We start from the raw sequence: 26,406 nt of genomic DNA on the forward strand, positions 1-26,406 counted from the left end.
ATCCCTATTAGTATTTTATATACATTTGCAACAAGTTTAAAGATAACTAATTTCTTTAATTCAAAAAAACGTCTTAACCCACAAGTTTTGAACACAAAACAATCCATTTTAGCAATCGCTAAGAACACTATAGAATCCGAAAGTAAAGCTATACAGAATTTAGCAGAATTATTGACAGATGATTTTGCTGAGGCCGTTGAATTAATATATAATTCTAAGGGTCGCGTTATTATCACTGGCATTGGAAAAAGTGCTATTATTGCTACAAAAATTGTCGCAACTTTAAATTCTACAGGTACACCAGCTGTATTTATGCACGCTGCAGATGCCATACACGGTGATTTGGGATTAATCTTAGATGACGATGTTGTAATCTGTATCTCTAAAAGCGGAAATACTCCCGAAATTAAAGTTTTGGTACCATTAATAAAGAACGCTAAAAATAAAATGATAGCCATAACTGGGAATAAAGAATCATTTTTAGGACAACAAGCAGATTATGTTTTAGATGCCTATGTAGAACAAGAGGCCTGCCCTAATAATTTAGCACCCACAACAAGTACAACCGCACAATTAGTCATTGGAGACGCTTTGGCAGTTTGTTTGTTGGATTTAAGAGGATTTAGTAGTAAAGATTTTGCAAAGTACCATCCTGGTGGCTCATTAGGGAAAAAGCTTTATTTAAGAGTTAGTGATTTATCCTCCCAAAATATGAAACCACAAGTGCAACTGAATAATAGCATTAAGGAGGTTATTGTAGAAATCACAGAAAAAATGTTAGGCGTAACAGCTGTTGTTGACAATAGCAAAATCGTTGGAATAATTACAGACGGCGACCTAAGACGTATGCTAAGCACAAGTAATGATATTACTTCTCTAACCGCCAAAGACATTATGAGCTCTAATCCGAGGCGCATTGACGAAGATGCCATGGCTGTGGATGCTAAAGAACTCATGGAAGAGTATGGAATTTCACAGCTGCTTGTAGAAAGCAATGGTGCATATGCTGGAGTTGTTCATCTGCATGATTTAATAAAAGAAGGTATCTTATAATGGCTACAAAGAATATTGATGAGATGTCATTCTTGGACCATCTTGAAGATTTAAGATGGCACTTGATAAGAGCTACCCTAGGTGTTCTCATAGCTGCAACTCTAGCCTTCATCTTCAAGAAATTTATTTTCGATACTATAATTTTTGGTCCTACCGAAATGGATTTTGCCACCTATAATGGTCTTTGTCAAATTTCTAAGTTGTTTGGTATAGAAGACACTACGTTTTGTGCCGACAAGTTCCCATTCGTTATTCAGAACAGAACCGTAGCCGGACAGTTTTCTGCTCACATTTGGACCTCTATTTATGCAGGTTTTATTATAGGTTTTCCCTGGGTATTGTATCAGCTGTGGGGTTTTATTAGTCCTGGCTTAAAAGAATCAGAACGTAAAAACTCTAGAGGCTTTATTGTAGTGGCATCCTTATTATTTTTTATAGGTGTACTATTTGGCTATTACGTTGTAACGCCATTATCAATAAATTTTTTGGCCAATTACACCATTAGTGAAAAAATCTTGAACGAATTTGATGTAAGCTCTGTCATCGCCATTGTAAGGTCATCTGCTATTGCTTCTGGTTTTGTGTTTGAGTTGCCCATAATAATTTATTTTCTGACCAAGGTTGGTTTGGTTACACCACTAATTTTGAAAAAGTACCGAAAATACGCTTTAGTCATTGTACTGATTTTAGCTGCCATTATTACACCACCAGATATAACAAGTCAGATTATTGTAGCTATACCAATCTTATTGTTATATCAAGTGAGTATTTATATTTCAGCAATTGTTGTTAAACGAGAAGCCAAAAGGCAATCAAAAAAATAAGACTTAAAATATGTCAAATAGTGTAGAAGAGTTTAATGCTTATCGTTCCAAGATGAACGATAAGATTTTAGCCGACAATAATAAAATTGTAAAACGCATATTTAATTTAGACACCAATGCGTTCCAAGAAGGTGTCTTAGACAAAAAAACTAAAGAGCTACTCGGTCTAGTTGCCTCAACAGTGTTACGTTGTGATGATTGTGTTAAATATCACCTTGAAACCTGTTATAAGGAAGGACTTGCCAAAGCTGAAATAAGTGAGGCTTTAGCCATTTCAACGTTAGTTGGTGGTACTATTGTGATTCCGCACTTAAGGCGTGCTCATGAGTATTGGGAGGCTTTAGAAAACCAGGGTTAAATTCAACGAACAATCGTCTAGAGAAGAGCATTTCATATGATTTTGCTATTTTTAACGTTATAAGAAAAGGCATGAAGTTACGCGCAGAGCATTTAATGAAATCCTACAGCGGCCGTAAGGTGGTTAAGGACGTTTCCCTTGAAGTAAATCAGGGAGAAATTGTTGGTCTTTTAGGACCTAATGGTGCTGGCAAGACCACATCCTTTTACATGATTGTTGGAATTATCAAACCTAATGGTGGAAATATCTATCTTGACAATACCGATATTACAAAATTCCCAATGTACAAAAGAGCCCAAAATGGCATAGGTTATTTGGCACAAGAAGCTTCAGTATTTAGAAAACTTAGTATTGAAGATAATATTCTTAGTGTACTACAGCTTACGAAATTGAGCAAAAAAGAACAACAAGACAAAATGGAATCTCTTATAGAGGAGTTTGGTCTAGGGCATATTAGAAAAAATCGTGGTGATTTACTTTCTGGTGGCGAAAGACGTAGAACCGAAATTGCACGGGCTTTAGCAACCGACCCAAATTTCATTTTACTCGATGAACCCTTTGCTGGTGTAGACCCTGTTGCTGTGGAGGATATTCAGCGTATTGTTGCTAAACTTACTAAAAAGAATATCGGTATTTTAATTACGGATCATAACGTTCAAGAAACCTTGGCTATAACAGATAGAACCTATCTTATGTTTGAAGGTGGCATTCTTAAAGCAGGTGTGCCAGAAGAATTGGCCAGTGATGAAATGGTGCGTAAAGTATATTTAGGCCAAAACTTTGAACTACGTAAGAAAAAGTTAGAATTCTAATCACAAAGAATTTTTTAATTTCTCACAGTACTTCCTAATAAATCTACCAAATTATAACAAATGAGTATTAGACTTTTATTTATAGCTATTCTATGTTTATTCCTAATCAAAATTAACAAAAATCTAATCACAGTTGTAGATAAAAAAGCTTCAAAAAGCATCCCTTACGTAACCATTTCTTTCGGAAATAATGATGGTATTTATACTGACCAAAATGGAAGATTTGATTTAAGCTTAATAACATCTGACTCTATAAGATTATCCAGTCTAGGATATCAATCAAAAATCATTGCAATAAATACAATACAAAGAGATACTATTTTTTTAAACCCTACTGATATTCAACTGAACGAAGTATTAGTTTCTAATAAGAAACAAAAATTTAAAACAAAAAAGATTAAATCTATTAATGATAGAGATTTTTTAAACTCGTATAGAAACCCCATTGGATGTGAAATAGCGTGTCTTATAAAAAATGATTTTTCGAAAAATGATGTTCAATTAAAATCAATAACAATTCCATCTTACAACAAAACCATGGATTTTAATGGAGCGAATAAGCAGGTTCTAAAGCGTCACGCATTTTCTACATTATACAAAGTTAACTTTTACTTCAATCTTGACGGAAAGCCTGGAGAAAGAATAACATCTGACACTTTAACAATTCAGTTTAACGAGAAAACGGATAAGTTGAAAATAAATTTAGAGTCTCATCAAATCTATTTGCCTAAAAATGGATTATTTATATCATTATTAAATCTAGGACCTGCCAATGCTGAAGGAAAATTAATTCCGACTTCTCCGTATTATGAACAAGAGACAAAAAAGGGCAAGTTGAAATTTGTAAAACACATTAAACCGTACTTTCCTGTGAACTATTATAAAAATGAAAATTTCACATACATGCGAATTGCTTTTGATAATGATCTAGCATGGAAAGTTTTCAATCTAAATAATTCTAATCAAGACAAGTTTAATAATATTAGCTTGGGTTATGAATTAAAAGTATTTAATTAATTCTATTATGATAAAGCTAGCTTAAAGTCGCCTTTTGTCTTGGCAAAAACTTTGAAATACGTAAGAAAAAATTAGAATTCTAATTAGTTTTTGATTTCATTTTAGACCGAATAGTCTTGACACCTTTCACAAGGAGCAAAAAGGGTATCCCACCAAAAATTCCAAAAATAAAATCTCTTAAAATATCTGGTAAACTTCTCAAAAAATCATGCAAAAAATCGAGATAATGACTAAAAATACCTCCAGCAACCAGTAGTAAAGCTAAAGTACCAACAACCGCAAGGCTTTTAATAATCCAAGGCAAAGCTTTTATAAGACCCAATCCTAAATAATAGCTTATTCCATTGCTTCCATTAGACCTCCTAACCAATTTATAACCAATATCATCCATCCTTACAATAAAACCAACAATACCATAGACTCCAACAGTGGCTATTAAAGCTATAAAAGAAACCACTATAATCTGAAAAGTCAAGGATTCGTTAACAACAGTTCCCAAGGCGATTATAACAATTTCTACAGATAGTATAAAATCCGTAAAAATTGCTGATTTAATTTTCTCTTTCTCAAGGTTCAATAGTTCCTCTTCCGATTTAGCTTTTTTAACAGCAATGACCTTTTGCTTTTGGTGCGGCACAATAAACTCGTAAATCTTCTCAACGCCTTCATAAGCCAAATAGAATGCACCTATAACCAGAATTACAGTGACCATCCAAGGCAAAAAAGCACTCAATAAAAATGCCAATGGAAGTATGATAATTTTATTGATCATAGAACCCTTAGAAATAGCCCATAATACCGGTAATTCTCTAGAAGCCTTGAATCCCGAGGCTTTTTCCGCATTAACCGCCAAATCATCACCAAGAATGCCTGCTGTTTTCTTAGTAGCGACTTTTGTCATAGAAGCAACATCGTCCATTATAGCAGCGATGTCATCTAATAATGCAAAAAAGCCTGAAGCCATAGAAAATATCTTTATTTAAAGTTGAAGTTACACTATATTTTTAGAATCCAGTAATGATAATAAAACATAGAGCAATATAATTGGAGGGATTGCAGCAAATTGTAATACAATAAGTAATACTATACTTAAAATTAAGAACACATAACGTGTGGCATTTGCCTTAAAACTCCAGTCCTTGAACTTCAAGGCAAAAAGTTTGATATTAGAATTTAATAAATAACAACTAAGTAGCGTCACCACAATTAAAAACCATGTATTAATTATTAACCCATTCATAATATCATTATTCTGGTATTCTAAAATTAGAGGTAGGGATAATATCAATAGCGTATTTGCTGGTACTGGTAATCCTTTGAAGTAGGTTTGTTGGTCTTCATCTAAATTAAAACGTGCTAATCTATAGGCCGAAGCAAGAGGAATAAGTAATCCTATTAAAGCAACACTATTTAAATTCGATACAATCTGGTCCCAGCCTAATGAGTCATTCCAAGATTGAGATTTTATTAGGTTGCTATCATCAACGGATAAGGCGATGAGTTTATACATTATTATACCAGGCACGACACCACTTGTTACTAAATCCGCCAAAGAATCAAGCTGAATGCCCAATGGACTTTGAACCTTTAATTTCCGGGCTAATAAGCCATCAAAAAAATCAAAAAATATACCCAACACTACAAAAAATGCAGCTAAGACAAAATTACCTTCAACAGCAAATAATAGGGCAATGCAACCAGAGAATAAATTAAGTAAAGTAACCGCGTTAGGAATATGGTGTTTTATACCCATAGATTTCGTTTATGTAAAAATAAAAAAGTATTTGGGTCAAAAAACAATAAGAACCTACTTTTCAAGTTTAATAGATAGAAAAATATTGCGCATCTTTGTAAAAAATTTTGCTGTTGAAAAATTACATAGTAATTCTCGTAGCACTTACTGCATTTACTACCCAAGCACAAACGACCAGAAAATATTCAAATGAATTCATGAATATCGGTGTAGATGCAGCTGCTTTGGGTATGAGCAATGCTGTTGTGAGTCAAACTGCCGATGTTAACTCTGGGTACTGGAATCCTGCCGGATTGGTACATATAGAGGACAACCAATTAGCTTTGATGCACTCTAGTTATTTTGCCAACATAGCCAACTTTAATTATATCGCATACGCTATGCCAATTGATGATCGCAGTGCCGTTGGTATCTCATTAATTCGGTTTGGTGTTGATGATATTTTAGATACTACTCAGCTCATTGATGAACAAGGCAATATCAATTATGATAGAATTAACACCTTCTCAACAGCAGATTACGGCCTAACCTTTTCATATGCTCGTAAATTACCATTAGACGGTCTCAATATTGGCTTTAACGCAAAGGTGATTCGGCGTATAATTGGAGACTTTGCCTCTGCCTGGGGATTTGGGCTAGATGCAGGAATTCAATTTGAAACTAAAAATGACTGGAAATTCGGACTAATGGTTAGAGATATCACAACGACTTACAATGCGTGGTCCATAGACGAGTCTAAGTTTGAACAAATCAGTGGTGCTGTTGCTGGTCAAAATCAAGAACTGCCAGAAACTACAGAAATTACCATTCCCAAGATGCAATTTGGGATTTCAAAGAAATGGATTTTCAATTATGATTACTCGCTCCTAGCAGCCACTAATATGAACGTAAGGTTTATCGAAAGTAACGATATTATATCTACATCCTTTGCTAGCATCAATCCTGCTTTAGGATTCGAATTTGGTTATACGGATTTGGTGTTTCTAAGAGGTGGTTTAGGAAATTTTCAGAACGAATTACAAATTGATAATACACAAGATTTAACCTTTCAACCCAATTTTGGTGTTGGTTTTAAATATAAGGGTATTCAAATTGATTATGCCTTTACCGATATTGGCGATCAGAGTGCCGCTCTTTACTCCAATGTATTTTCATTAAAGTTAGACTTTAGTATTTTTAGATAATGTAACGCTTATGAAACTAAAGATACTCAGTTCAGTTCTTGTTGTTTTATTTCAATATAGCTTTTCACAGTCTATCCAATTATCACAAGATGCTACCATATCTGTATTAACTTTTGGCCCAGGACAATCCTTAAATGATGCTTTTGGGCATAATGCCTTTCGAATAACGGATACAACTCGTGGTATAGATTTGGTATATGGTTATGGCGAATACGATTTTGAAGCACCTTTTTTTTATTTAAAGTTTGCACAAGGCAAATTAAACTATTTGCTCAGCCGCCATCGATTTAATGATATTTACCGCTATTATTCCCAAAATAATAGAACGATTAAAGAGCAGATTTTAAATCTAAGCACTAATGACCAGCAAAAGCTCTTTAACTATTTAGAAAACAACTACAAACCAGAAAATAGACGCTATAAATACGATTTCTTTTATGATAACTGTGCCACGCGTATTCGAGATGTTGCAGAAGGTTCAATTTCAAAGGATATTATTTATAACGTTTCAGACACATTTGTTCCTAAAACCTTTAGAACATTAATTTATGAGCACGTTGATAAAAATTCCTGGGGTGGCTTAGGTATTGATTTAGCCTTAGGGTCTATAATTGATCAAGAAGCAACAGCACGAGAGCACATGTTTTTACCAAAGTATATTCACCGCTCATTTGCAAATGCAACTTTAGATTCTGAAAAAACATTAGTCAAATCAGAATCTAAATTATTTCAGGCAAAAGAAATAAAGGACCATAGGGTTTTTCTATTTAGCCCGCTAGTAATTTTAAGCCTCCTCGCCTTTTTAATTCTCTATACAACTTATAAAGATTACAAAAATAGATTACGAAGTCAATGGCTCGATGTGAGTATAGCAAGCTTTACCGGTTTTATCGGAATTATTTTAACCTTATTATGGTTTGCTACAGATCACACAACCACTGGTTATAACTATAACTTGCTTTGGGCTTTTCCTTTTAATTTTATTTTGTTGAGGCAATTAAAAAAGTCTCAACCCAAACCTTGGGTAAAGGGTTATTTTAAATTTCTGCTGGTAATGCTTTGCCTTTTAACACTGCATTGGTTAATCGGTGTACAGGTTTTTGCCATAACACTCATTCCCCTTATTGTCGCCCTAGCAATTCGATATATTTATTTTTTAAGAACTCTTTAAGTCTAAGAGCTACTGTCCACGATAGTATAAAATAGTACTCATTGTCTTTAGAAAGATATTAATATCTAAAAAAACACTGCGATGCTTAATATAATACAAATCATATTGTAGTTTGGTTAGGCTATCCTCTACCGAAGCACCATAACGTTCATTAACCTGCGCCCAACCTGTCAGACCAGGTTTAATGATATGTCTGGTTTCATAAAAAGGAATAATCCGAGAGAGCTCATTAACAAAGAATGGTCGTTCTGGTCGCGGACCTATGATGCTCATCTCGCCCTTAAGAACATTAAAAAATTGCGGTATTTCATCGAGCCGCGAACGTCTTAAAAACTTGCCAAAAGGTGTTATGCGCTTATCGTTTTTCTGCGCCCATTTTACACCATCTTTTTCAGCATCAGCAATCATAGTACGGAGCTTTAAAATTTGAAAAGGTTTACTGTTACGCCCAATACGCTCTTGCTTATAAAATAATGGCCCTTTATTACCTAAAAGATTCCCCAAATAAATAAAGGGTAATATAAATAATCCAAAAGCCAATCCGAGCAATGAAATAATAATATCAAATAGTCGGTGAAAGAAAATATAGAGTTTATTTTCATTACTTCGACTAAAGGGAAAATACTTGTAGAAATCCTTTCCCACAAACTGTATCGGAACACGTTGCAGCATCTGCTCATATACCTGAGTGTATTCTCTAATTTTAAAGCCGCGTTCCAGCAGTAACATCAAATCGTGATAAACTTCAGCAATAATGGCTTCGGCGTTAAAACTAGCTACAAGCACTTCAGATACTTGTTCTTTTTCTATGACCTCTAAAAAGTTTTTAGCCTTAAACTCTGGCAACCCTGTATATTTTATAGCATCCTCATGACTTGGTTCGCTATTGATAAATCCCACAATTTTATAGTTAGGGTCTTTTGTATCTAATGCTTTTACCAAACCTTCTAAGTTAGAAATCTCAGCAACTAACAAAACACGTTTGTAAAATCGTGGGGACTCAATTAAATAGATGTAGCCCAAGCGCCAAACTAAAATGGAGGCTATTAAGGTTAAATAAAAATAAAGAATTTGAATACGTTCTTCTGGTAAAAAAGGCGTAACTACGGGAGTTAACATATAAAATAGTACCACTGTAGAACAAGTAATTACAGTGTTTCTAAAGGTGGTATCGAAGCGACTAGCCCGTTTTAAGTGATACAATTCAAATACCGTCCCGAATACAATTATGTACAGTAGTAAAACTATAATTTCGGTAAGGTTATTTTGATTAATAAAAAGGTATTCATAATCAAAGAAAAGACCTAGAATATAAACCCCGAGGAGCACCATGGCCATATCCATAAGGCGCAATAGCACCTTACGTTCCGATACTTCGAAATGAATTCCTTTTTTATTAGTCATTTTAAGGGTTAACGCTCAGGTAAATATAACAAGTCCTATTCAAATTAACATATGTTTATAATAAAAAGTCTTGCCATTTTGGTTTAACGGCGTCCCAGTCAAATTGTTCCACTTTAGTTCTTGCGTTTGTTATAAGTCGTCTTCGTAAATCAGTATCTTTTGTCAGTTGAATAATGGCGTTGGCCATGGCCTGAACATCATTGGATGTTACCAAAAGCCCCTCAAACTTGTCCTTAATCAGATAAGGCAAACCTCCAACGTTGGTAGAAACCACTGGCAGGCCTAGAGCCATAGCTTCTATAACACTTACAGGTGTATTATCAATTGTAGTTGTGTTTATAAATATGTTGTGGTTCTTTGAAAGGGCTATCCATTGTGTTTTGGTCATTAGCCCAGTAAAGTTAACTTCTAGGTTCTTTTTTTTGGCCAACTCCTTACAGGTTTGAAGTGACCCATCGTTTTCGGGACCAACCATTGTCAATTCGGCCGAATAGCCCTTAGTCTCCAATACTTCTAATACCTTTATCGCCAAAGTGGGATTGTATATTTTTGAAAATGAGCGCACCCAAAAGAGCTTGACACACTCTATTTCCCTATCCTTAAAAGGGTAGATTTCAAGTTCAATTGAATTTGGAATATATAATACCTCCTTGTAATCATAAGACTGAAATACATTTTTTAAGAATGGAGATGGAGCCACCAATTTCTTAGCGTATCTAAAAATTAAGGCACTCTTTTTTGGATGATGTTTTAGTCTATATTCTAGTTGACCACCATGAAGAATAGGAATATAAGGTAAATTTAAAACCCTACACAACTGGCTAACCAAAAGCGCATAGTAAAAATTAGTAGTACTATAAGTATCAATAAGCACAACATCAGCTTTCTTGCGTCTTCGCCAGACCGTTGCCATCATATCTAGAAGACGCAGAACCTTGTTTGATTGCCGCGATGCAATATGCACCTCACAAAACTCTTGCAAGTAATGCCCTAGAGTATCTATTGAGGAAACCGTTCTACCTTGGGCTTGCAAGGCGTTTCCGATGTATAGGACGTTTGTCATAGGTAACATTTAATAAGGCCAAGCCATATATAAATCCTGGAGCGGCAATACGCATCGCTGAATGATTAATTGTAGCAAACCAAAATACAAGAAAGGCATAAAAGAATATATTATACGAGTTTTTCGCATACATATCTAGAGGCTTAAAAATTAAAATAAGCAAGATTATAATACCCAAAATTCCGTGCTCAGAAAGTAATCTACTCATCTCATTATGAGAGGCAACAACATCGCCTTGGGTAATTAATCTAATTTCTTTCATGCCATTGGCACCAACACCAAGGAATGGGTTATCAATAAACCCCTCTAATTCAGAAAGAAAAATGTCCAATCGCCCAGCACTTATATCTTCTTTTTCTCGTCCTAATTTATCCTTTCCCGAATAACGTTTATCAATGAGCCCACTAGTTTGGCTTGAACTTATAGTCCATATTACAGTCCCAATTACTATTAACGAAATAAAATAGACAATAATATTGCTTTTTTGTTTAGTCTTAGATTTTATGTAGACCATTATTAGAAAAGCCGCTATCATTAAAATTGCAGTGAGTACACCTCCTCTGCTAAATGTAACAATTCCCCTAAAAGCGATTAAACTGAATATAGCTACATTGAGAATCTTTAAGCCGATATTCTTTGAATTTAAGAAAAACTGACTACAAAATACAAACATACCTAGGCCCAGCACAGTTGAAACCTGATTAGGACCAAACCCTCCTGAGGTTGCAAAATTTGACTCCGTACCAGTAACAATATCTTTTATGCTAGGCGTATATAAAAACAAATATGTGGTTAAAGTAACGATTGGCAATCCAACATATAGCAAAATAGTTTGGACTTGTTTCAGGGTTAACTTTTTATTATAGCAATACAAGGCTGAAATTCCGAGGCATACAGGTCCACTTAAAACAAACGCTACATTTTTACGCAGGTTACCATCAAACCGAAGATCAATTGATGCTATAACGATTGAAGGTATTAAGAATATCAATACTAAGAAATAAGGATAGGCTTTGTTAGATAAACCACTATAAAACATACCGATTAGTAAGAATAGAATAATAAAATACTTTGAGGACTCATAAAACAAACCAGCACCTGTCATCCTGAATATCACCTCAGCACCAACTATATAACAACAAGCCATAAGAACCTTAAGTACTTTTTCATTTTTGGGTGCTGCGATAACTTGAAAGAAGAAATACCCAATAACAGCATAGAAATATAGACTTGGAAAAATGCTCAAATAATACATCATCAAACCTAGAATGATATGAAATATAATTTGAGATATATATTTTGTTTCCGTCATCAAGTAGAGGATTAAACTCTATTATAGGTTTCAACCACTTTGGTTAAAACCGCATGTTCTGAATATTGATTTTTTACATGGTTTTGAAAATTCCTTGCAGTTTCTTCACGAAATAATCTGTTTTCTATAAGTTTTTGTATGGCTTTAGCAATGACCTTTGGACTATCATTATTAAGTAAAATACCATGAGAACTATTAGGAATCAATTTAGCACATTCGCCTACATTGGTACTGATAACAGATAAGCCTGCAATACCATATTCTAAGAGAGCCAATGGCAATCCTTCTGATTTTGATACCAGAATTCCAATTTGGCACTGGCTCATAATATTAAGAACATCGGGTCTACTTCCATAAAAATATACATACTTCCCTAGTCGAAGTTCTTCGATCATTATAAAAACATTTTTTGAATATTTATCTTCAAAATCTTTACCCACTAAATGTAATGTCCATTCTGGATTTAAATCTATAATTTCCTGAAAAGCCTTAAGTAAACTCATTTGGTTTTTTTGTTCTCTTAAATTTGCCATGCATAAAATGCGTTTTCCACTTTTCCCTTCTAATTTGGTTACAGAAGTTGTTTTAGGATTGAGAACGGAGAAATTCCTGATTTGTTGAACATTCTTACAATACAGATGCTTACTAGACCAAGATTTAAGCCTGTAATTAACACAAAAAATATAAGAAAAAAAAAGCGAGCAAAATTGAAGAATGCGCTTAGGGCGCTTATCCAAAATTTCACTATTTCCGTAATGATCATGCCATATCAACTTTAATTGAGGCAATAAGATTTTTAAAATTGTTGCAATAAAGAACGATGAGGCATGAGCATGAACAATCTTAATTTTGTGCTTTAAAATGTAACGCCTTAGCTTAAAAAAGGCTTTAATATCTATAAGTCGCCTTCGTCCTAAAAAGACATAACCGACATCCTTTTTTAAATCTCCAAGCAAAGGACCTTCTTTTCGTGTTGTGCAGAGATGACTTGTCACATTGAATTGAGTTATTCCATTAGCATAGTTTATGGCCATACGTTCTGCACCACCAGCCTGTAATGTATCTATTATTTGCAAAACACTAAGCATCTTCTAATATTTTTTGAATTTCATTCTCTAAGCGATCAATGGTATAGTTCTGAGACCATAAAAGTGCCTTTTCTGCCATATTGTTTAAATAATCCGTTCCTTTAGCTATTTCATTATCTATTTTAGTAATTGCAGACTCGGCATCTGAATCAATTAAAATGCCACGTTTTCCATTATCTAATATCCATGGCAGACAAGAAATTCTGGTAGAAATAGGAATGGCTCCAAAGAACATTCCTTCAGCAATGGCTTTTGGCCAGCCTTCACTTTTTGATGGCAAAATTGTAAAGTGGGCATCAACCAAGCACTCCTTTACTTTGGCTTTATTTTGATTTCCATGTATAAACACAAAAGAATCCATGTTATGATCCTTGACCTTGTTTAAGACTTTTGTCATTAAATCACCATCTCCGAACATATGAAGCTCCGCTTGGTATCCTCGTTCTCTTAATTTTAGAATTATTTCTATTGCAAGCATTGGTCTTTTACCAATCACCATGGCTCCAATAAATACAAATTTAATTTTGTTATTAAAATCTCTTGTTTTAAATGGCACCTTCTCACAATCATAATATGTTGCAGAAAGGAAAGGAGAAACATTAGGTGACTGGTTGGGCCACTCGCCATAAACCAAGAGCTTCATTCGCTTTGTGAGCACTGTATTAGATAAAATCCATTTCTGAAACCTATAACCCAGAGGCTGTTTACTAGTTGGATTCCAATTTCCAGCATATTTAGTACTTTTCGGCTTTTTTGGGAAAAATATTTGAATTACCGCTGCTATAGCAGATACATTACTAGGACAGCGTAAATGCAAATAATCTGATTGCATCATTGCTCTTGAAATTCTATAAATAATGGTCGGTAAATTAAAACACAATCTCAAAATTGAAAGTGGTGTTTTAATATTGAACTTAGGAAGCATTACTAAATCTATGTCAGGATGGTCATAGCTTATATCTATTTTTGCCAACTGTTCAGAATCCGAGTAATTCCCAACTACAAGAACTTTTTTAAAATGGCTGGTCCAAATATTCATTTCTGAAATATAAGGAGCATAGCCATATAATTTTCCATTCACTTTTTTGTGTTCAACAAGGGTAAAAATGGCAAGTGTATGCTCTTTATGATTCAAAACTTTTGATTAAGTGACGGATTTATAGAAATTCAAATTCTGATTTATTAATTTATTTGTATCAAACTCGGATAAAACATATTTCCGGGCACTAAGCCTAATGGTATCGCAAGTCTCAGCATTATTGAGTGCCCAAATTAGTTTTTTAGCAATGTCTTTGCTTTCATAAGGGTTACACAACAACCCTGTAACCTTGTGTTCTACAAGTTCTTTACCGGGTCCAAGTTCAGAATTAATCACAAGTTTTTGCATGGCCATTGCTTCTGTAACAACTAAGCCCTGAGTCTCCATGAGCGATGGAAAAACACAAACTTCTGCCTTAGCAAATTTTTCTGATAGATCACTTAAAGAAACAGCACCTTCAAAATGAATCCGATCAGCATATTTACCTAATTGTGACAAGACTTCTTCTTTAAGAAAACTAATATAGGATTTTCCATCAGGAAAAAACCAATCCCTACCATAAATGAACAACCTAACTTTCGGGAACTTTTGCATAACTAATGGCATGGCTTCAATTAATTTTTGAACTCCCTTTTTTTCACAAACAGTACCGGCAAATACAATTGCATGTTTCTTCATACCAACATCAATTCTCGGAGCAAATACATCTAAATTCACCGGATTTCTAATCGTAACAATGGGCTTATTATGATAGCTAAGATATTTGTTAGTGTGGATCTTCACATAGTTGGACACAGCAATGAAAGCATCAGATTTCTTAAATGATCGCTTTTCTTGATATCCTTTCCATTTTGAAATACCTCGTTGTTCTGCCTCAGAAAAAAAGTGATGACCACCATGTAACCGAATAATATATTTTACAGATTTCAGTTTCTTAATAAAAGCCAAACCCAATTCAGCAGTTTCTACTACAGATATAGCATCTTCATTATGAATTTCCTTAAGTTTTCTATTAATAGAAGCATTATTTAAAAACCAAGTTAATCCTTTAAAAACCTTTGGTTTTAGTCTAAAGATGTTAACTCCATTATCATTCTCTTGGAGATTGGTCTTCGTATAATTATTGATACCAACTACAGTCACTTTATGGCCAGAACTATGCAGTTTTTGTCCAATGGTTTGAATAAAAGACCCTATCCCTCCGTGAGGAAAACCTTCTTTTGGATATTCAGATGTAACAAAGCAGATATGCATTACAAAAGTGCTTTAGTAATGTTAGCAGAACTCTGATTTAAAGGGGTTAAAACTATCCTTTCCATCCATTTTTTTCGATCTAAGGCGACGTCATCAGGTCCTTCAATCACAGCTAATACAGTCTTCAAAATCGTATTCTTGTTATTTATCCAAGCAACTGTGTCTAATCCTTTCATACTTTGAAAATGCTCATACTCATAAATAACTTTTGTGCTCCAAGCACTATCATTAGATGGATTATAATTTAAATAAATACAAGGTTTATTGAATGTTGCAAAATCTAGGGCCATTGTGGAACCTAGGTTTAATACAAGGTCACAATGATAGGCTAGATTAACTTGTATATTTATATCTTGGTACTTAGGGAAATAGCCGGTCCACCCTAATTGGGAGTCTATATTCCATAAGGGATCAATAACCCGAATAAGGTCCTTAAATTCGTTAATTACACCATCATATCGTTCGGAAAAATCAACGGGACAGCGTCTAAAGATAATTTGAATCTTAGATGCAACAGGCTCTAGAGCTCTGGCGATATCTAACAGATATTGCGGGTCATAAGGAGAAGTGGTTACATCATCACCACTATAACAAATCCATGCCTTACTGCTATCTAAGCTATACTCATCTGCAAATTCCTGTCGTGATTTAATTCTATTATGTTCGGTATAGAATTCAAACTGTGGTGTCCCAGAAATAATTATGTCAGATTGAGGAATTTCTGGATAATATGCTCTCATTTCATTTTTCATCCATGCCGACCAAACCAAATATTTAGTTGTTCTAACGGCTAACCGTGCTTTGGGTAGATTATCCCATGAAAATATGGCTGTGACGGTTTTTATTTTAAGCTGGTCAGCTGCAATGCAAAGCGGTAATAGTCCTGGTACACGCTGGTGCGTTATTAATATTGAATCTAGATTCATTGCACTGAGTTCTTTAGCAAAAGACTCAATATAAGATTTGGAAATTCTCGAATTTCCATGCCTTTCAATGGCAATAATTCTGTTATAGTTTTTTGATAATACAGTACCAATAAACTGAGACAATGCGTATAAAATTCTAACCTTTAGGTTATAGTCTTGTGGCCTCCAATAGGTTAATATGGTTGGATTCTTTTTAATACGACTATAAAACTTCAATCTTGCGTAGGTACTCGATTCTCGATGTAGACGCACCAACCAATGCTCTGCCTTAAGTGTAATCTGCTTAAAATTAAATTGTAGCTTATGGATATGCCTTATCTCATCGAAGGCCTCAATGGGCAAGGTAGACCAGATTGTAACATGAGCAGATTCTTTTAATAAAGTTGGTATTTTAGAGTATAAGTAATTCTTAATTCCTACTCCATCTGGTACAACTATAAGAACATGTTTTTTAGAAAACATCCTTAAACTGTTTTTGATGATTTAAGGACCAGATTGCGTCAGTTTCAAGACTTTTTATAAACATTTCTCTTGAGTTTCCTGCGCCAAAGGATTCTACCTTTTTTGGATCTAAAGCCTTAACTTTTTTTATAGTCTTTAAAATATCCTTATGGCTTGGATTACAATTCAAAATACTATCTGCACTAACCCGATTGCGCTGTCTCGATCCAATATTTATTGTAGGGATACCATAATAAGGAGCCTCTCTAACTCCCGCACTACTATTGCCAATAATAAATTGTGAGTTCTTAAGAAGGGTTAAAAAATATTCAAATCTCACTGAGGGAAAAATGCGAAATCGCTGATTTTTATTCAGCTTTAGATACGCCTTTAAAATTAACTTACTACCCAAATCATTATTTGGATAAATCACAACATAATTTAAACCACTATCTAATAACCCTTTAACAAATTGACTTGCTTCTGCTTCTAAAGTATCTATTTCAGTTGTCACAGGATGGAACATAGCCAAACCATAAGACTTAAATGGAATTTCATAGTAGTTTAGGACCTCCTCCAATTTGGGTAAATAATCTGAAAACATAATATCAACGTCTGGTGAACCAATGGTAAATATGGAGTTTTCTAATTCACCCATTTGAATCAATCGCTTTTTGGCCTTATCATTGGAGGTGTAGTGAATATGGCTCAATTTTGATACGGAATGTCGTATTAATTCGTCTATTGTTCCTGAAATTTCTCCGCCTTCTATATGAGCGACCAGTACATTATTTAAGCTACCAACTATTGCACCTGCAAGGGCCTCTACTCTATCTCCATGAACCACTATTAAATCTGGATTTATGTCTTTAATATACTTTGAAAAACCATTAATAGTTTTAGCTAAAGTTAAATCCATAGTGGCTTCATCTGTATGGTTCTCGAAGGTAGTTACATGTTCAAAACCACAGCGTTCTACCTCAATAAGGGTATAACCGTATTCAGGCATGAGGTGCATTCCCGTTACAAAAATAAAGGGTTCAAAATTGGTATGATTTTCAACACCCTGTATTAAGGCCTTAATTTTGCCAAAGTCTGCCCTTGTCCCAGACAGAAATACTATTTTACGTTTTAGATTCAATATTTATCTGGCTTATTTAGTAAAAACTTTATTTTAAAAAACAGTCGATTTAAGGCATAAAATAGGTCTATTATACATGCCCTAATTATACCTAAACACTCCAAGACACCTGTTTTAATTACTTGGCCAAAGACCAAATCTTTGTGCCACAGTTGATAAGACCCAAGTAGCTCTTTTTTAAATCTGAAAAACTGCTGTTTTTTTGTCCTTTTTATATCATAGTTAAAAATAGATGGTGAAAACTCAATATCATAGCCATGTTTTAAAACTCTTAGGGTCCATTCTTTGTCTTCAAATGTTGTTATATCATCTTTAAATCTATGTTTCTTCCAAATTTCTCTATTAAATGCTGAACCACAAAAAATGAGACCTGACTTATTGGGATCTTGTAGGACAGAAATTTCATTGATGTAATTTTTGTAATCGTTGCTTGTGTGCAAGCAGCGTAGTCCTGCAAGATTCTCGTTGGCATTAAAGCGCCTAACAATTTCATCAAAAAAATCATGGCTAACAGGATAAGCGTGTGCACTAAAAATAACTACTATTTTATTAGTCGCATTTTCGGCCGCCGTATTGGCACTACTTCCATATCCAAAATCATTTATTGTAACAAATTTAGCATCATACTTTAAAGAAATAGCTTTACTCTTATCAGTTGATAAATTATCAATAACTATAATTTCTGAAATACATTGGTCATAACGCTCTCTAAGATTTCTTAACAGAAATTCCAGAGCATCAGCCTGATTTTTATTCCTAATGACAACAGATACTTTAGTCTCCATAGCAGCTCTTTCTACAATTTTGATGCCCACTCCTTAAATTCCACCAAATTTAAATGCTGCAATCTATGCTCATTAAACACATCATATTCAAAATAAGGGTTTGACATAATTGATGAGATATTATTAAAAAGTGGAAAGTTTGATTTTGAAATCACCCCAACTCCCCAATCAGTATCAAAGCATATGGAATACAAATCTTGTCGATGTCTATATTTATAAAAGGCTTTCCAAGTGGTTCCATTCCAAAAGATTCCAGCCGGCGAATTCTTAAAATCATAATTTTCTCGCTGATGGTATTCGGTTGGTGGATTGCAATCATGAAGCACTATAAAGCCAGTTTTATGAATATATTTGAGACTGTTTTCAATATCTCTATCCACTTGATAAGAGGTATGGAGTCCATCAATAAAAACAACATCGAAACGAATTGAATTGTCTATTCCACTTAGTTTATTTGCATCTAATCTTGCAAAAAAATCATCAGATGTTAGTTTAAAATCAACGGGATTGGATTTAAATTCCAATCCAGGATCTACAGAGAATTTATTAACACAATTTACTTTTTTGTAATTGGCATCAGGATTTCTAACTCCAATCTCAAGATAATTTTTAGACGCCGTAAGCTCCAATAAGGCGTTTATGATGGTAGTTCTTGAAGGACTTTTGCCCAACTCCTCACTGGATTTTAATTTACCTTCATCAAAATACGGATCCTTTAAAATGGTTCTACCGGTCCCTATAATTTGTCTTATCTTATTAATCATGCTCTTTTTAGCGCTCACTATTATTTATATCTTCCCAAGTGAGTTGTTCGTCATTTTCAATATCTCTAGCAGCACTTTTTCCGATAATTGAGTTAAACCTTTCCGCCAGAATTTCTCCTGTACCAGGACGCTTAACCCAAATATTTTCTTTTGTAAATGCTTCGCCTTTTTTAATGTTTTTAATACTGCATATGGTGGCAAAGGCAAAATCAATAGTCACTTGTTCTTCTTTAGCGGGTTGTTTAGTACCTCCGCGCATTGACCAAATTTCTTGGCTACCGATTATAAGTTCTCTGCAAGCTTGCTCGTCCATGCTACAGATAATATCAGGACCTTGTCGATTCATATGATCTGTAAAATGACGCTCCAAAATGGAAGCTCCTAAGGCTACAGCTCCCAAACAGGCATTATTATTAAGGGTATGATCACTTAATCCAAAGACATGTTCTGGAAAGGCCTTATGTAATTCCATCATTGCTCCATATCGTACCAAGTGGGTAGGTGTTGGATAAAGGTTAGTGGTATGAAGTAAGGCCAAGGGGACATGATATGAATTAAATATCCCAACAGCCTTCCTTACACTCTCTATTGTATTCATACCTGTACTCAAAATAACCGGCTTTCCAAATTTGGCAATATGCTCTAATAGAGGATAATTATTGCATTCTCCTGAACCAATCTTATAGGCTGGAATATTGAAATCTTTTAGACGGTTGGCTGCTGCTCTGGAAAAGGGTGTAGAAATAAAGGTCATGCCTTTGGCTTCTGAATAAGCTTTCAATTGATATTCTTCATCTTCGTTTAATGCACATCGCTCCATTATTTCATAAATAGACATCTTAGCATTTCCTGGAATCACTGATTTGGCAGCCTTACTCATTTCATCGGCTACGATATGTGTTTGATGCTTCACCACTTCAGCCCCTGCTCGTGCCGCCGCATCAACCATTTCCTTAGCAATGTTTAATGAGCCCTCATGATTTATACCTATTTCAGCTATAACAAGTGGTGGAAAGTCACTACCTATTTTCCGTCCCGCTATCTCTATGTAAGAATTATTCTTCATTATAATTATTTAGTACAAATTGCGCAAACTTTAAATCATCGTAAGTATCAATATCAACTTCTGCAAATTTATGATTTACTATTAAGGGATATGATGCTTCATTAAAAATTATATTTTTCTTTATTAAGTGTGGCGTTGTTATGTACAACAGGCCATTCTCATAATATAATGGTTCTAAATCTTGACTGCGTTGACCAATTTCATAATTGAAAGGCATAAATTTATCATTGCTAATTTTACCTAACTTTCTACAATTTTCACTCACAGTAAAAAGACTTTTATGTGATTTTTTACTTAATATTTTAAAGGCTTCTTGTAGTAGAAATTTAGGGCGCAATGGATTGGTTGGCTGAAGCAAAACTACAGTTTCAACCGTATCATCCAAATCACTTAAAGCATGCTTTAAAACAGAAACCGTTGAAGCAAAATCATCGCTAAGGGCCTTAGGACGGTCTATAGTTTTTGCGCCAAATTTCACCGCAACATCCTTAATAACCTTACTATCCGTTGAGACATATATATCATCAAAAATTGTGCTTTGATTTGCATACTCGATAGAATGAGCAATTAAAGGCTTACCGCCAAAATTAATGATGTTCTTGTTAGGTATTCGTTTGGACCCTGCTCTTGCTGGTATTATGGCTATTGTTTGTTTCACCTAGAGTTTATATCTATAAAAAATATTGAACAAAATTTTGGATAGTTTTGAGGTATAAGGGTACCAAAACCTATTTCTCCGTTTGGGATGAAATGGTAAATATTTTTTGAACACATCATCCTTACTTGTCTGATTTGAGTTTGCCAAATTATAATTTTGCACCTTTTCCATCCAAGGTTCAATTTGATTGCCCATGTGATATGCTCTGTTAAAATAAGTTGCTAAACGCATACCTCCTGAATTATTTATTGGTTTATCACAGTAGGTTCCTTCAGAATAATTTCCAACGAGAGTGAATGAGGGCTCTAGAGGCACAGATTCAAAAAACAGTGCCCTTCTCATACTTAAGACCTGATGTCCACTACCCATTATCGCCTTAATACCATTTGATTTTATAGTAGGCCATTTTACATTCTCCTCTTCACGTTCCCAATTAAAACTATCTAAATATCTATTCTGGTCCTCGTGATTTTCAGGAATTACCTGCGCTTTAAACTTAACCTTCCCCATTAGGATTTTTGACATCGTAGAAGAGGTCTCGTAATTATAAAACTGTCGGCACGGTATAGGGGATACAGAGGCTACATCCTTAACCTTTTCAAAAATGTCTTCAACATCATTCTGCCATCCAAGTTTGTAGAGTATATCAACATCTGAAATGGTTATTAAAGGCTCTCTACTGGCTCGTGCTGCTCCAATTAAAGCGTCTATTTTTCCTATATTATTCTTATGATATACAACGGTATCTATTTTGTTTTCATCTAATTTAAGCTTCAAATAATCTGTAACCTCCGCACAAGAAGCATTATTTACTACCGTAATTGCACAATTAGAATTGGTTGTGACAATTGCTGATTCCAAACATAGTTTAAAGACTTCCAAAACATTTTTATAATAACCTTCAAGCGATGGAATAAAAACTACAATAATGAGTCTGTGACTAGATTTTAATTTAAGCTTTTTAGACTTTTTCTGAGGATTCATACCTACTCTCATAATCCATTATCTAATCTGGGTTTTGAAGCCTAAAAATAACCTTTTTATAAAGATTTTCTATAGCTTCTCGTTTATATCTGGCCAGATAGCGTTTTCTGTTTTCTAAGGCTATAGTCTCAATTTGGTCTAATGTCAATGACCTCAACATATTCAACATTTGTTTAAAACTTTCTTCATCATAAATATTAAACCAAAACTGATTTTGAAGGCCTGCTAACCTTTCTGGCATGGCACCAACGGAGGTCGAAATCACCAACCTTGCAGATGCCATGGCTTCCAACCCAACCAAAGGACCAGATTCGCCAATGGATGCTATGATAATGGCATCGGATGCTCTGATCTGTTCTACAATGTCATTTTGAGAAACAAATCCCTTTAAGCTGATATTATTTGCCGCTTTACATAACACCACTAATTCTTCGTGCAAAGGGCCATTGCCTATTAGGCTTAGACTCAATCCTGATCCATAGCGTTTAAAATATTCCACCAACTCCAAAACGCCTTTTTCAGGTGCAAGTCTTCCTATAAACAGTAGTGATTGAAATTTACAGGCAGGTTCTATGGCCAGCATTTCATTTTCTCTGAAGGTACACTGATCTATGATTTTATATTTATGGTGCTGCAAAAAAGACAATCGCTTAGCATTGGACTCTGAGTGATGTATAAAGTATGTTACCTTCTCCAACCATGATTTATGAATCCTATCCGACTCTAAAATCATACTGGATGTTCTTATAACTACAGGTTTATCGGTAACAAAGCCATATTCTACAATCTCTTTTATAAACGTACTACTGATCTGAGCACAGAGCACCACAAGATCAGCACTATCAACCATTGCTTTTAATATTTTTACTGCACTGAATCTGTATCCAGTTTTTCGTGATACTGCATTAGAACAATAATCACTTAACAACTTATTTTTGTTGCCTCTTAAATAACTTAGGTATGCCCAAAACCTAAACCATAAATTCTTCTGAAGGATTAATTGGTTTAACTGGGAGACCTGTTTCTTATCAACAAAACCAAACAATTGCGAATCATCTGTGTAATTTATTGTGGATGTGATATGCACGTCATAACCATCGCTTATCAGGGTCTTGGCAATAAATCCAGTTTCCAACTCTCTACCTCCTACATCTCCAATTGGACCAATGATGTGAACTTTACTCTTCATTTCGAAGATTTGAAGGGTTTTAGAATGAAAGCAATAATACCCAAAATTACGGTTGTGATTTTCCTAAATAGAGGAAATTTTTCTATAACCTTAAGATATCTAAATCGATTATTGGTACTAATAAAGTGATTGAATATATAACGGTCATCTTCATTGTTATAGACTCTTGGAAAATACGCTTTTAGAACCTCATTTCTTTCTTTGTAAATCTTTTCTAAATTGTCCTTTTGGGTTGAAACACCATCAACATCAAAAACAGTAATGGTTTCCGGTAGTTTTAAATAAGATTCATCATTTAGACCCAAAACCTTAAGGAAGAAAGCCCAATCTGAAACAATCTTAAAGCGCTCATTATATTTACCATACTTTTGAAAAAGGTCTCTTTTTATAAACGTAGAAGGGTGCGAAACCGCATTACCTACCAAATACGAAAACGTCATTTTTTCCGGATGCTCCCTCAACCTTTTACCATTGGGTTCATCAAAAATGATATGACCAGACAGAACCGAATAATCTTCTGCAAAATAGGGATTTACTTTATCAAGAACTTCAGGGTTTTCCAATGTATCACCACTATTTAAAAACAATAGGTATTTGCCTGAAGCCTTATCAATACCTTTGTTCATGGCATTATAGATGCCGCTATCTGCCTCAGAAAGATAGGATAATTGAGGATAATTGAAAGATTTTACAATGTCCGAACTATGATCTGAAGAGTTCCCATCGATAACAATATGCTCAAAATCCCTCCAGGATTGAGAAGCTATACTTTCCATGGTCTTTTTGAGGCCAATGGCATTGTTGTAATTGATGGTTATAATTGAAAGCTTCATTCTGTTTTGGTTGCGTTTTTAGATTTTCAATATGCTAGGTTTTGCCCAAACTTATTTAGTTAAATCTATTTCAAAATATCTTTAAATAGTTTCATATATGCTTTGGTCTGAACTTGCAATCCATATTTTCGGTAGGCCTCTTCCCTTATGCGCGCTCTGTTAAATGTGTGCTTAGTTTCCAAAAACTGCTTAATGGTTGCTAATAATGACTCGCTACTTATAGCTTTAGTAAGTAAGCCGTTTTCACCATCTATTACCATATCGGTAATACCTCCAACAGGAAACCCAATTACAGGTGTTCCGCAAAGTAGGGATTCTATAACCGTGTTTGGTAAATTATCCATTAATGAAGGAATGACAAACACATCTGCCGAAGCATACACCATACTCATTCTTTGCTCATCTTTTATTGCTCCCAATTCTATGGTATTGACCATTGGTTCTATATCATCTGCTTTATTACCTACCGCACACAAAACCACATCATCGCTCTGCAACTTGGATAAAGCATGTTCTAAAAAAGCATAGCCTTTTCTGTGGTTATGGATGGAGTCTGCAACAAAAAGAATAAAGGTCTTATCCTGAGGAATGTTTAAAACTTCTCGGAAATGGACTTTATTCCTAGGTTGAAAGATGTCTGAATCGATGCCATTCGGAATTAAACTTACAGGATAATCCCTAAACAAAGGACTTTTACTTATTTCGTTGGTCATCCATTGGCACAGGCTTACCAAATGTAAATTATTAACGTTTGATAAGGCAGCCATTTTTAAGGAAAGGTTTTTTTCTGCGATACACATTTCATTTTCAGGAATACATCGTTGTATTGGGTGTCCTGAAGCATCCATACCCAAAATGGTTTCTTTATAATGTTCTCCGCCTGTAAAAGGATTCATATCGTGCAATGTCCACACCACTGGCTTCGTATTCTTCTTAAAAAACGAAGCATAATCTAAAAATCCTGCTACCCAATGCAGATTAATAATATCTGCCTCTTTGTACAATGGTGATGTGGTTATATCGAAATCGGATTGCGGAAAACTAAACAACTCTAAACCTGCTTCCCTACTATTTAAAAACTCTTGATCTCTGAATTTTTGTGTTTTATAAATCCCTAAAAAGCGTAATGCGCTAAAGCATTTTTGCTTTAATCGTTGAAGTATGCTTTTTTTCTTTTTGGTTGGTTGAAACTGATACGTTTCCGTTAATGATTTCTCTTTATGCTTTAGAAGAACCTTAGCATCAACACCTTCTTGCAAAAGACCTTGGTGCAAGCGCAAACATGCATTTGCCGCACCACCTTTGTCGAACGTATTGACGATTAGTATGTTCATACATTATTTTTTTCCATAAATGCATATTCCAGAGGACAGTCCTAAGAACTGCAATAAAATTCTATAAAGAAGATTGAAATATTCCAAAATTAGCTTTATACCTGTTCTCAACTTAAATTTTGAAAACGCCTTTATGGCATACATTATTTTTGGCGAATGTATATTAGGCCAATACACAGGATGTCCCAATCTATAGTGGTCTTTTATAAATAGTTTAATGCCGTTCTTCTCTAATAAATTAGAAAGATTACCCATCCTAAAAGCAAACAAATGTCTAGGTGGATCCAATGCAAATGGTCTTACTGAAAGCAACTTGCTGAATGACACATTTTTAAAGTTTTCGGTATATAATTTCAAATAAAAATCCTTGACTCCTTTTTTGAATAATATTTCGATTCCAGCATTGTTATCGGTTTCGATTATAAAAATACCGTCGTCCTTTAAGATTGAGGAAATACTTTCAATAACTTCATTTGGTTCGGTAACATGCTCAATAACATGCCTAAAAAATACGACATCGTACTTTTCGGTATTGCTTGAAAAAAATTCGTTTAAATCCTTCTTAATTATAGATTTGAGATTCAGTTTGTTTTTTGCAAAATCCACTGATACGGAATCTTTTTCGACCAAAATTGGTGACATTCCATATTCTGAAGCTGCTTTGGAGTAATAACCCAATCCTCCACCTAAATCGAGAAAGGTTTTGCCTTTACTTTTTTCACCATTCCATTTCAATCTTTTTAAATAACCCTTTATTGATTTTGATGCACGACTCATTTGCACTTCATTAAATGAAATTGCTTTTTCTTGGTACATGCCTGTGTAATAGGTGTTCAGTTCATCTACCGAAGGTTGTGGGTGTACAAAAGCCACTTTGCATTTTGGGCATCTGTATATGGAGTTATCCGTTTTTTTATGTTCCAAAAGAAGCTTTGGAGTTATATTATTTTCGC

At 34.5% G+C, this 26,406-nt stretch carries 26 protein-coding genes; 7 read left to right on the forward strand and 19 right to left on the reverse strand.

What is annotated here, in order from left to right:
• Positions 1-87: 87 nt before the first annotated feature.
• The 5 genes from J4050_RS07920 to J4050_RS07940 all read left to right on the forward strand — a co-directional run bounded on the left by J4050_RS07920 (position 88) and on the right by J4050_RS07940 (position 4,064).
• The gene (locus J4050_RS07920) at positions 88-1,053 is read left to right on the forward strand and encodes a KpsF/GutQ family sugar-phosphate isomerase (RefSeq protein ID WP_208154037.1); all 966 of its coding nucleotides are present in this window, start codon (positions 88-90) and stop codon (positions 1,051-1,053) included.
• Entirely contained in the window at positions 1,053-1,877 is an 825-nt protein-coding gene (gene tatC, locus J4050_RS07925) for a twin-arginine translocase subunit TatC (protein ID WP_208154038.1), read from the forward strand. The genes J4050_RS07920 and tatC overlap by 1 nt, the downstream gene beginning before the upstream one ends.
• Positions 1,878-1,887: 10 nt before the next feature.
• Complete coding sequence (locus J4050_RS07930) at positions 1,888-2,235, forward strand: carboxymuconolactone decarboxylase family protein (protein WP_208154039.1); 348 nt, start codon at positions 1,888-1,890, stop codon at positions 2,233-2,235.
• A gap of 71 nt (positions 2,236-2,306) precedes the next feature.
• Entirely contained in the window at positions 2,307-3,047 is a 741-nt protein-coding gene (gene lptB / locus J4050_RS07935; protein WP_208154040.1) for an LPS export ABC transporter ATP-binding protein, read from the forward strand.
• A 60-nt stretch (positions 3,048-3,107) separates the two neighbouring features.
• Positions 3,108-4,064, forward strand: a complete 957-nt coding sequence (locus J4050_RS07940; RefSeq protein ID WP_208154041.1) for a carboxypeptidase-like regulatory domain-containing protein — start codon at positions 3,108-3,110, stop codon at positions 4,062-4,064.
• A gap of 79 nt (positions 4,065-4,143) precedes the next feature.
• Here the strand turns inward: J4050_RS07940 and J4050_RS07945 are convergent, their stop codons facing one another.
• Both J4050_RS07945 and J4050_RS07950 read right to left on the reverse strand, forming a co-directional pair.
• Positions 4,144-5,028 (reverse strand): DUF808 domain-containing protein, encoded by an 885-nt coding sequence (locus J4050_RS07945; protein WP_208154042.1) that lies wholly within the window; start codon positions 5,026-5,028, stop codon positions 4,144-4,146.
• 27 nt (positions 5,029-5,055) lie between these two features.
• A complete protein-coding gene (locus tag J4050_RS07950; protein WP_208154043.1) occupies positions 5,056-5,817 on the reverse strand; it encodes a CDP-alcohol phosphatidyltransferase family protein in 762 nt (253 codons plus the stop codon).
• 113 nt (positions 5,818-5,930) lie between these two features.
• On the opposite strand from J4050_RS07950, the gene J4050_RS07955 reads away from it, so the two are divergent.
• The gene (locus tag J4050_RS07955) at positions 5,931-7,001 is read left to right on the forward strand and encodes a putative type IX sorting system protein PorV2 (RefSeq protein ID WP_208154044.1); all 1,071 of its coding nucleotides are present in this window, start codon (positions 5,931-5,933) and stop codon (positions 6,999-7,001) included.
• A gap of 10 nt (positions 7,002-7,011) precedes the next feature.
• Positions 7,012-8,172: a lipoprotein N-acyltransferase Lnb domain-containing protein gene (locus J4050_RS07960; protein WP_208154045.1), complete on the forward strand. Its 1,161-nt coding sequence runs from the start codon at positions 7,012-7,014 to the stop codon at positions 8,170-8,172.
• A 9-nt stretch (positions 8,173-8,181) separates the two neighbouring features.
• Here J4050_RS07960 and J4050_RS07965 read toward each other — a convergent pair whose 3' ends face one another.
• The 17 genes from J4050_RS07965 to J4050_RS08045 form a co-directional block, all read right to left on the reverse strand.
• On the reverse strand, positions 8,182-9,576 hold the full coding sequence (locus tag J4050_RS07965; protein WP_208154046.1) for a sugar transferase: 1,395 nt from the start codon (positions 9,574-9,576) through the stop codon (positions 8,182-8,184).
• A gap of 55 nt (positions 9,577-9,631) precedes the next feature.
• Positions 9,632-10,639 carry a glycosyltransferase family 4 protein gene (locus J4050_RS07970; RefSeq protein ID WP_208154047.1) on the reverse strand — a complete coding sequence of 336 codons (1,008 nt, stop codon included), beginning with the start codon at positions 10,637-10,639 and terminating at the stop codon, positions 9,632-9,634.
• Entirely contained in the window at positions 10,593-11,951 is a 1,359-nt protein-coding gene (locus J4050_RS07975) for an O-antigen ligase family protein (protein WP_208154048.1), read from the reverse strand. Before J4050_RS07975 ends, J4050_RS07970 begins: the two co-directional genes overlap by 47 nt.
• An 11-nt stretch (positions 11,952-11,962) precedes the next feature.
• Complete coding sequence (locus J4050_RS07980) at positions 11,963-13,039, reverse strand: glycosyltransferase (protein WP_208154049.1); 1,077 nt, start codon at positions 13,037-13,039, stop codon at positions 11,963-11,965.
• Entirely contained in the window at positions 13,032-14,174 is a 1,143-nt protein-coding gene (locus J4050_RS07985; protein ID WP_243878584.1) for a glycosyltransferase family 4 protein, read from the reverse strand. Before J4050_RS07985 ends, J4050_RS07980 begins: the two co-directional genes overlap by 8 nt.
• Before the next feature lie 9 nt (positions 14,175-14,183).
• Positions 14,184-15,332 (reverse strand): glycosyltransferase family 4 protein, encoded by a 1,149-nt coding sequence (locus tag J4050_RS07990; protein WP_208154050.1) that lies wholly within the window; start codon positions 15,330-15,332, stop codon positions 14,184-14,186.
• Positions 15,332-16,720, reverse strand: a complete 1,389-nt coding sequence (locus J4050_RS07995; RefSeq protein WP_208154051.1) for a CDP-glycerol glycerophosphotransferase family protein — start codon at positions 16,718-16,720, stop codon at positions 15,332-15,334. The genes J4050_RS07990 and J4050_RS07995 overlap by 1 nt, the downstream gene beginning before the upstream one ends.
• Positions 16,710-17,843 carry a UDP-N-acetylglucosamine 2-epimerase gene (gene neuC / locus J4050_RS08000; protein WP_208154158.1) on the reverse strand — a complete coding sequence of 378 codons (1,134 nt, stop codon included), beginning with the start codon at positions 17,841-17,843 and terminating at the stop codon, positions 16,710-16,712. The genes J4050_RS07995 and neuC overlap by 11 nt, the downstream gene beginning before the upstream one ends.
• Complete coding sequence (locus J4050_RS08005) at positions 17,837-18,625, reverse strand: glycosyltransferase family 2 protein (RefSeq protein WP_208154052.1); 789 nt, start codon at positions 18,623-18,625, stop codon at positions 17,837-17,839. The genes neuC and J4050_RS08005 overlap by 7 nt, the downstream gene beginning before the upstream one ends.
• 11 nt (positions 18,626-18,636) lie before the next feature.
• The gene (locus J4050_RS08010) at positions 18,637-19,389 is read right to left on the reverse strand and encodes a class I SAM-dependent methyltransferase (RefSeq protein ID WP_208154053.1); all 753 of its coding nucleotides are present in this window, start codon (positions 19,387-19,389) and stop codon (positions 18,637-18,639) included.
• A 7-nt stretch (positions 19,390-19,396) separates the two neighbouring features.
• Positions 19,397-20,455 carry an N-acetylneuraminate synthase family protein gene (locus J4050_RS08015; protein ID WP_208154054.1) on the reverse strand — a complete coding sequence of 353 codons (1,059 nt, stop codon included), beginning with the start codon at positions 20,453-20,455 and terminating at the stop codon, positions 19,397-19,399.
• A complete protein-coding gene (locus J4050_RS08020) occupies positions 20,445-21,113 on the reverse strand; it encodes a cytidylyltransferase domain-containing protein (RefSeq protein ID WP_208154055.1) in 669 nt (222 codons plus the stop codon). Before J4050_RS08020 ends, J4050_RS08015 begins: the two co-directional genes overlap by 11 nt.
• Positions 21,114-22,109, reverse strand: coding sequence for a glycosyltransferase (locus tag J4050_RS08025; protein WP_208154056.1), 996 nt, complete (start codon positions 22,107-22,109; stop codon positions 21,114-21,116). It lies immediately after the preceding gene.
• Between the two features lie 10 nt (positions 22,110-22,119).
• Complete coding sequence (locus J4050_RS08030) at positions 22,120-23,286, reverse strand: glycosyltransferase family 4 protein (RefSeq protein WP_208154057.1); 1,167 nt, start codon at positions 23,284-23,286, stop codon at positions 22,120-22,122.
• Positions 23,283-24,119 (reverse strand): glycosyltransferase family 2 protein, encoded by an 837-nt coding sequence (locus J4050_RS08035; protein WP_208154058.1) that lies wholly within the window; start codon positions 24,117-24,119, stop codon positions 23,283-23,285. Before J4050_RS08035 ends, J4050_RS08030 begins: the two co-directional genes overlap by 4 nt.
• A 65-nt stretch (positions 24,120-24,184) precedes the next feature.
• Positions 24,185-25,453, reverse strand: coding sequence for a glycosyltransferase (locus tag J4050_RS08040; protein ID WP_208154059.1), 1,269 nt, complete (start codon positions 25,451-25,453; stop codon positions 24,185-24,187).
• 3 nt (positions 25,454-25,456) lie between these two features.
• Positions 25,457-26,377 (reverse strand): class I SAM-dependent methyltransferase, encoded by a 921-nt coding sequence (locus tag J4050_RS08045; protein ID WP_208154060.1) that lies wholly within the window; start codon positions 26,375-26,377, stop codon positions 25,457-25,459.
• Positions 26,378-26,406 lie beyond the last annotated feature (29 nt).

The sequence above is a fragment of the Winogradskyella pelagia genome, assembly GCF_017581965.1.
In the GTDB taxonomy this organism is placed as follows: domain Bacteria; phylum Bacteroidota; class Bacteroidia; order Flavobacteriales; family Flavobacteriaceae; genus Winogradskyella; species Winogradskyella pelagia.

Bases quoted from the DNA above. Each gene is read 5' to 3' on its own strand.
- J4050_RS07980 (WP_208154049.1), bottom strand. From the start codon at position 13,039: ATGCTTAGTGTTTTGCAAATAATAGATACATTACAGGCTGGTGGTGCA.
- J4050_RS08005 (WP_208154052.1), bottom strand. From the start codon at position 18,625: ATGGAGACTAAAGTATCTGTTGTCATTAGGAATAAAAATCAGGCTGAT.
- J4050_RS07940 (WP_208154041.1), top strand. From the start codon at position 3,108: ATGAGTATTAGACTTTTATTTATAGCTATTCTATGTTTATTCCTAATC.
- J4050_RS07960 (WP_208154045.1), top strand. From the start codon at position 7,012: ATGAAACTAAAGATACTCAGTTCAGTTCTTGTTGTTTTATTTCAATAT.
- J4050_RS08015 (WP_208154054.1), bottom strand. From the start codon at position 20,455: ATGAAGAATAATTCTTACATAGAGATAGCGGGACGGAAAATAGGTAGT.
- J4050_RS07990 (WP_208154050.1), bottom strand. From the start codon at position 15,332: ATGCATATCTGCTTTGTTACATCTGAATATCCAAAAGAAGGTTTTCCT.
- J4050_RS07995 (WP_208154051.1), bottom strand. From the start codon at position 16,720: ATGTTTTCTAAAAAACATGTTCTTATAGTTGTACCAGATGGAGTAGGA.
- J4050_RS07930 (WP_208154039.1), top strand. From the start codon at position 1,888: ATGTCAAATAGTGTAGAAGAGTTTAATGCTTATCGTTCCAAGATGAAC.
- tatC (WP_208154038.1), top strand. From the start codon at position 1,053: ATGGCTACAAAGAATATTGATGAGATGTCATTCTTGGACCATCTTGAA.
- lptB (WP_208154040.1), top strand. From the start codon at position 2,307: ATGAAGTTACGCGCAGAGCATTTAATGAAATCCTACAGCGGCCGTAAG.
- J4050_RS07965 (WP_208154046.1), bottom strand. From the start codon at position 9,576: ATGACTAATAAAAAAGGAATTCATTTCGAAGTATCGGAACGTAAGGTG.
- J4050_RS07950 (WP_208154043.1), bottom strand. From the start codon at position 5,817: ATGGGTATAAAACACCATATTCCTAACGCGGTTACTTTACTTAATTTA.
- J4050_RS08040 (WP_208154059.1), bottom strand. From the start codon at position 25,453: ATGAACATACTAATCGTCAATACGTTCGACAAAGGTGGTGCGGCAAAT.
- J4050_RS08025 (WP_208154056.1), bottom strand. From the start codon at position 22,109: ATGAGAGTAGGTATGAATCCTCAGAAAAAGTCTAAAAAGCTTAAATTA.
- J4050_RS07975 (WP_208154048.1), bottom strand. From the start codon at position 11,951: ATGACGGAAACAAAATATATATCTCAAATTATATTTCATATCATTCTA.
- J4050_RS08030 (WP_208154057.1), bottom strand. From the start codon at position 23,286: ATGAAGAGTAAAGTTCACATCATTGGTCCAATTGGAGATGTAGGAGGT.
- J4050_RS07945 (WP_208154042.1), bottom strand. From the start codon at position 5,028: ATGGCTTCAGGCTTTTTTGCATTATTAGATGACATCGCTGCTATAATG.
- J4050_RS08035 (WP_208154058.1), bottom strand. From the start codon at position 24,119: ATGAAGCTTTCAATTATAACCATCAATTACAACAATGCCATTGGCCTC.
- J4050_RS07970 (WP_208154047.1), bottom strand. From the start codon at position 10,639: ATGACAAACGTCCTATACATCGGAAACGCCTTGCAAGCCCAAGGTAGA.
- J4050_RS08010 (WP_208154053.1), bottom strand. From the start codon at position 19,389: ATGATTAATAAGATAAGACAAATTATAGGGACCGGTAGAACCATTTTA.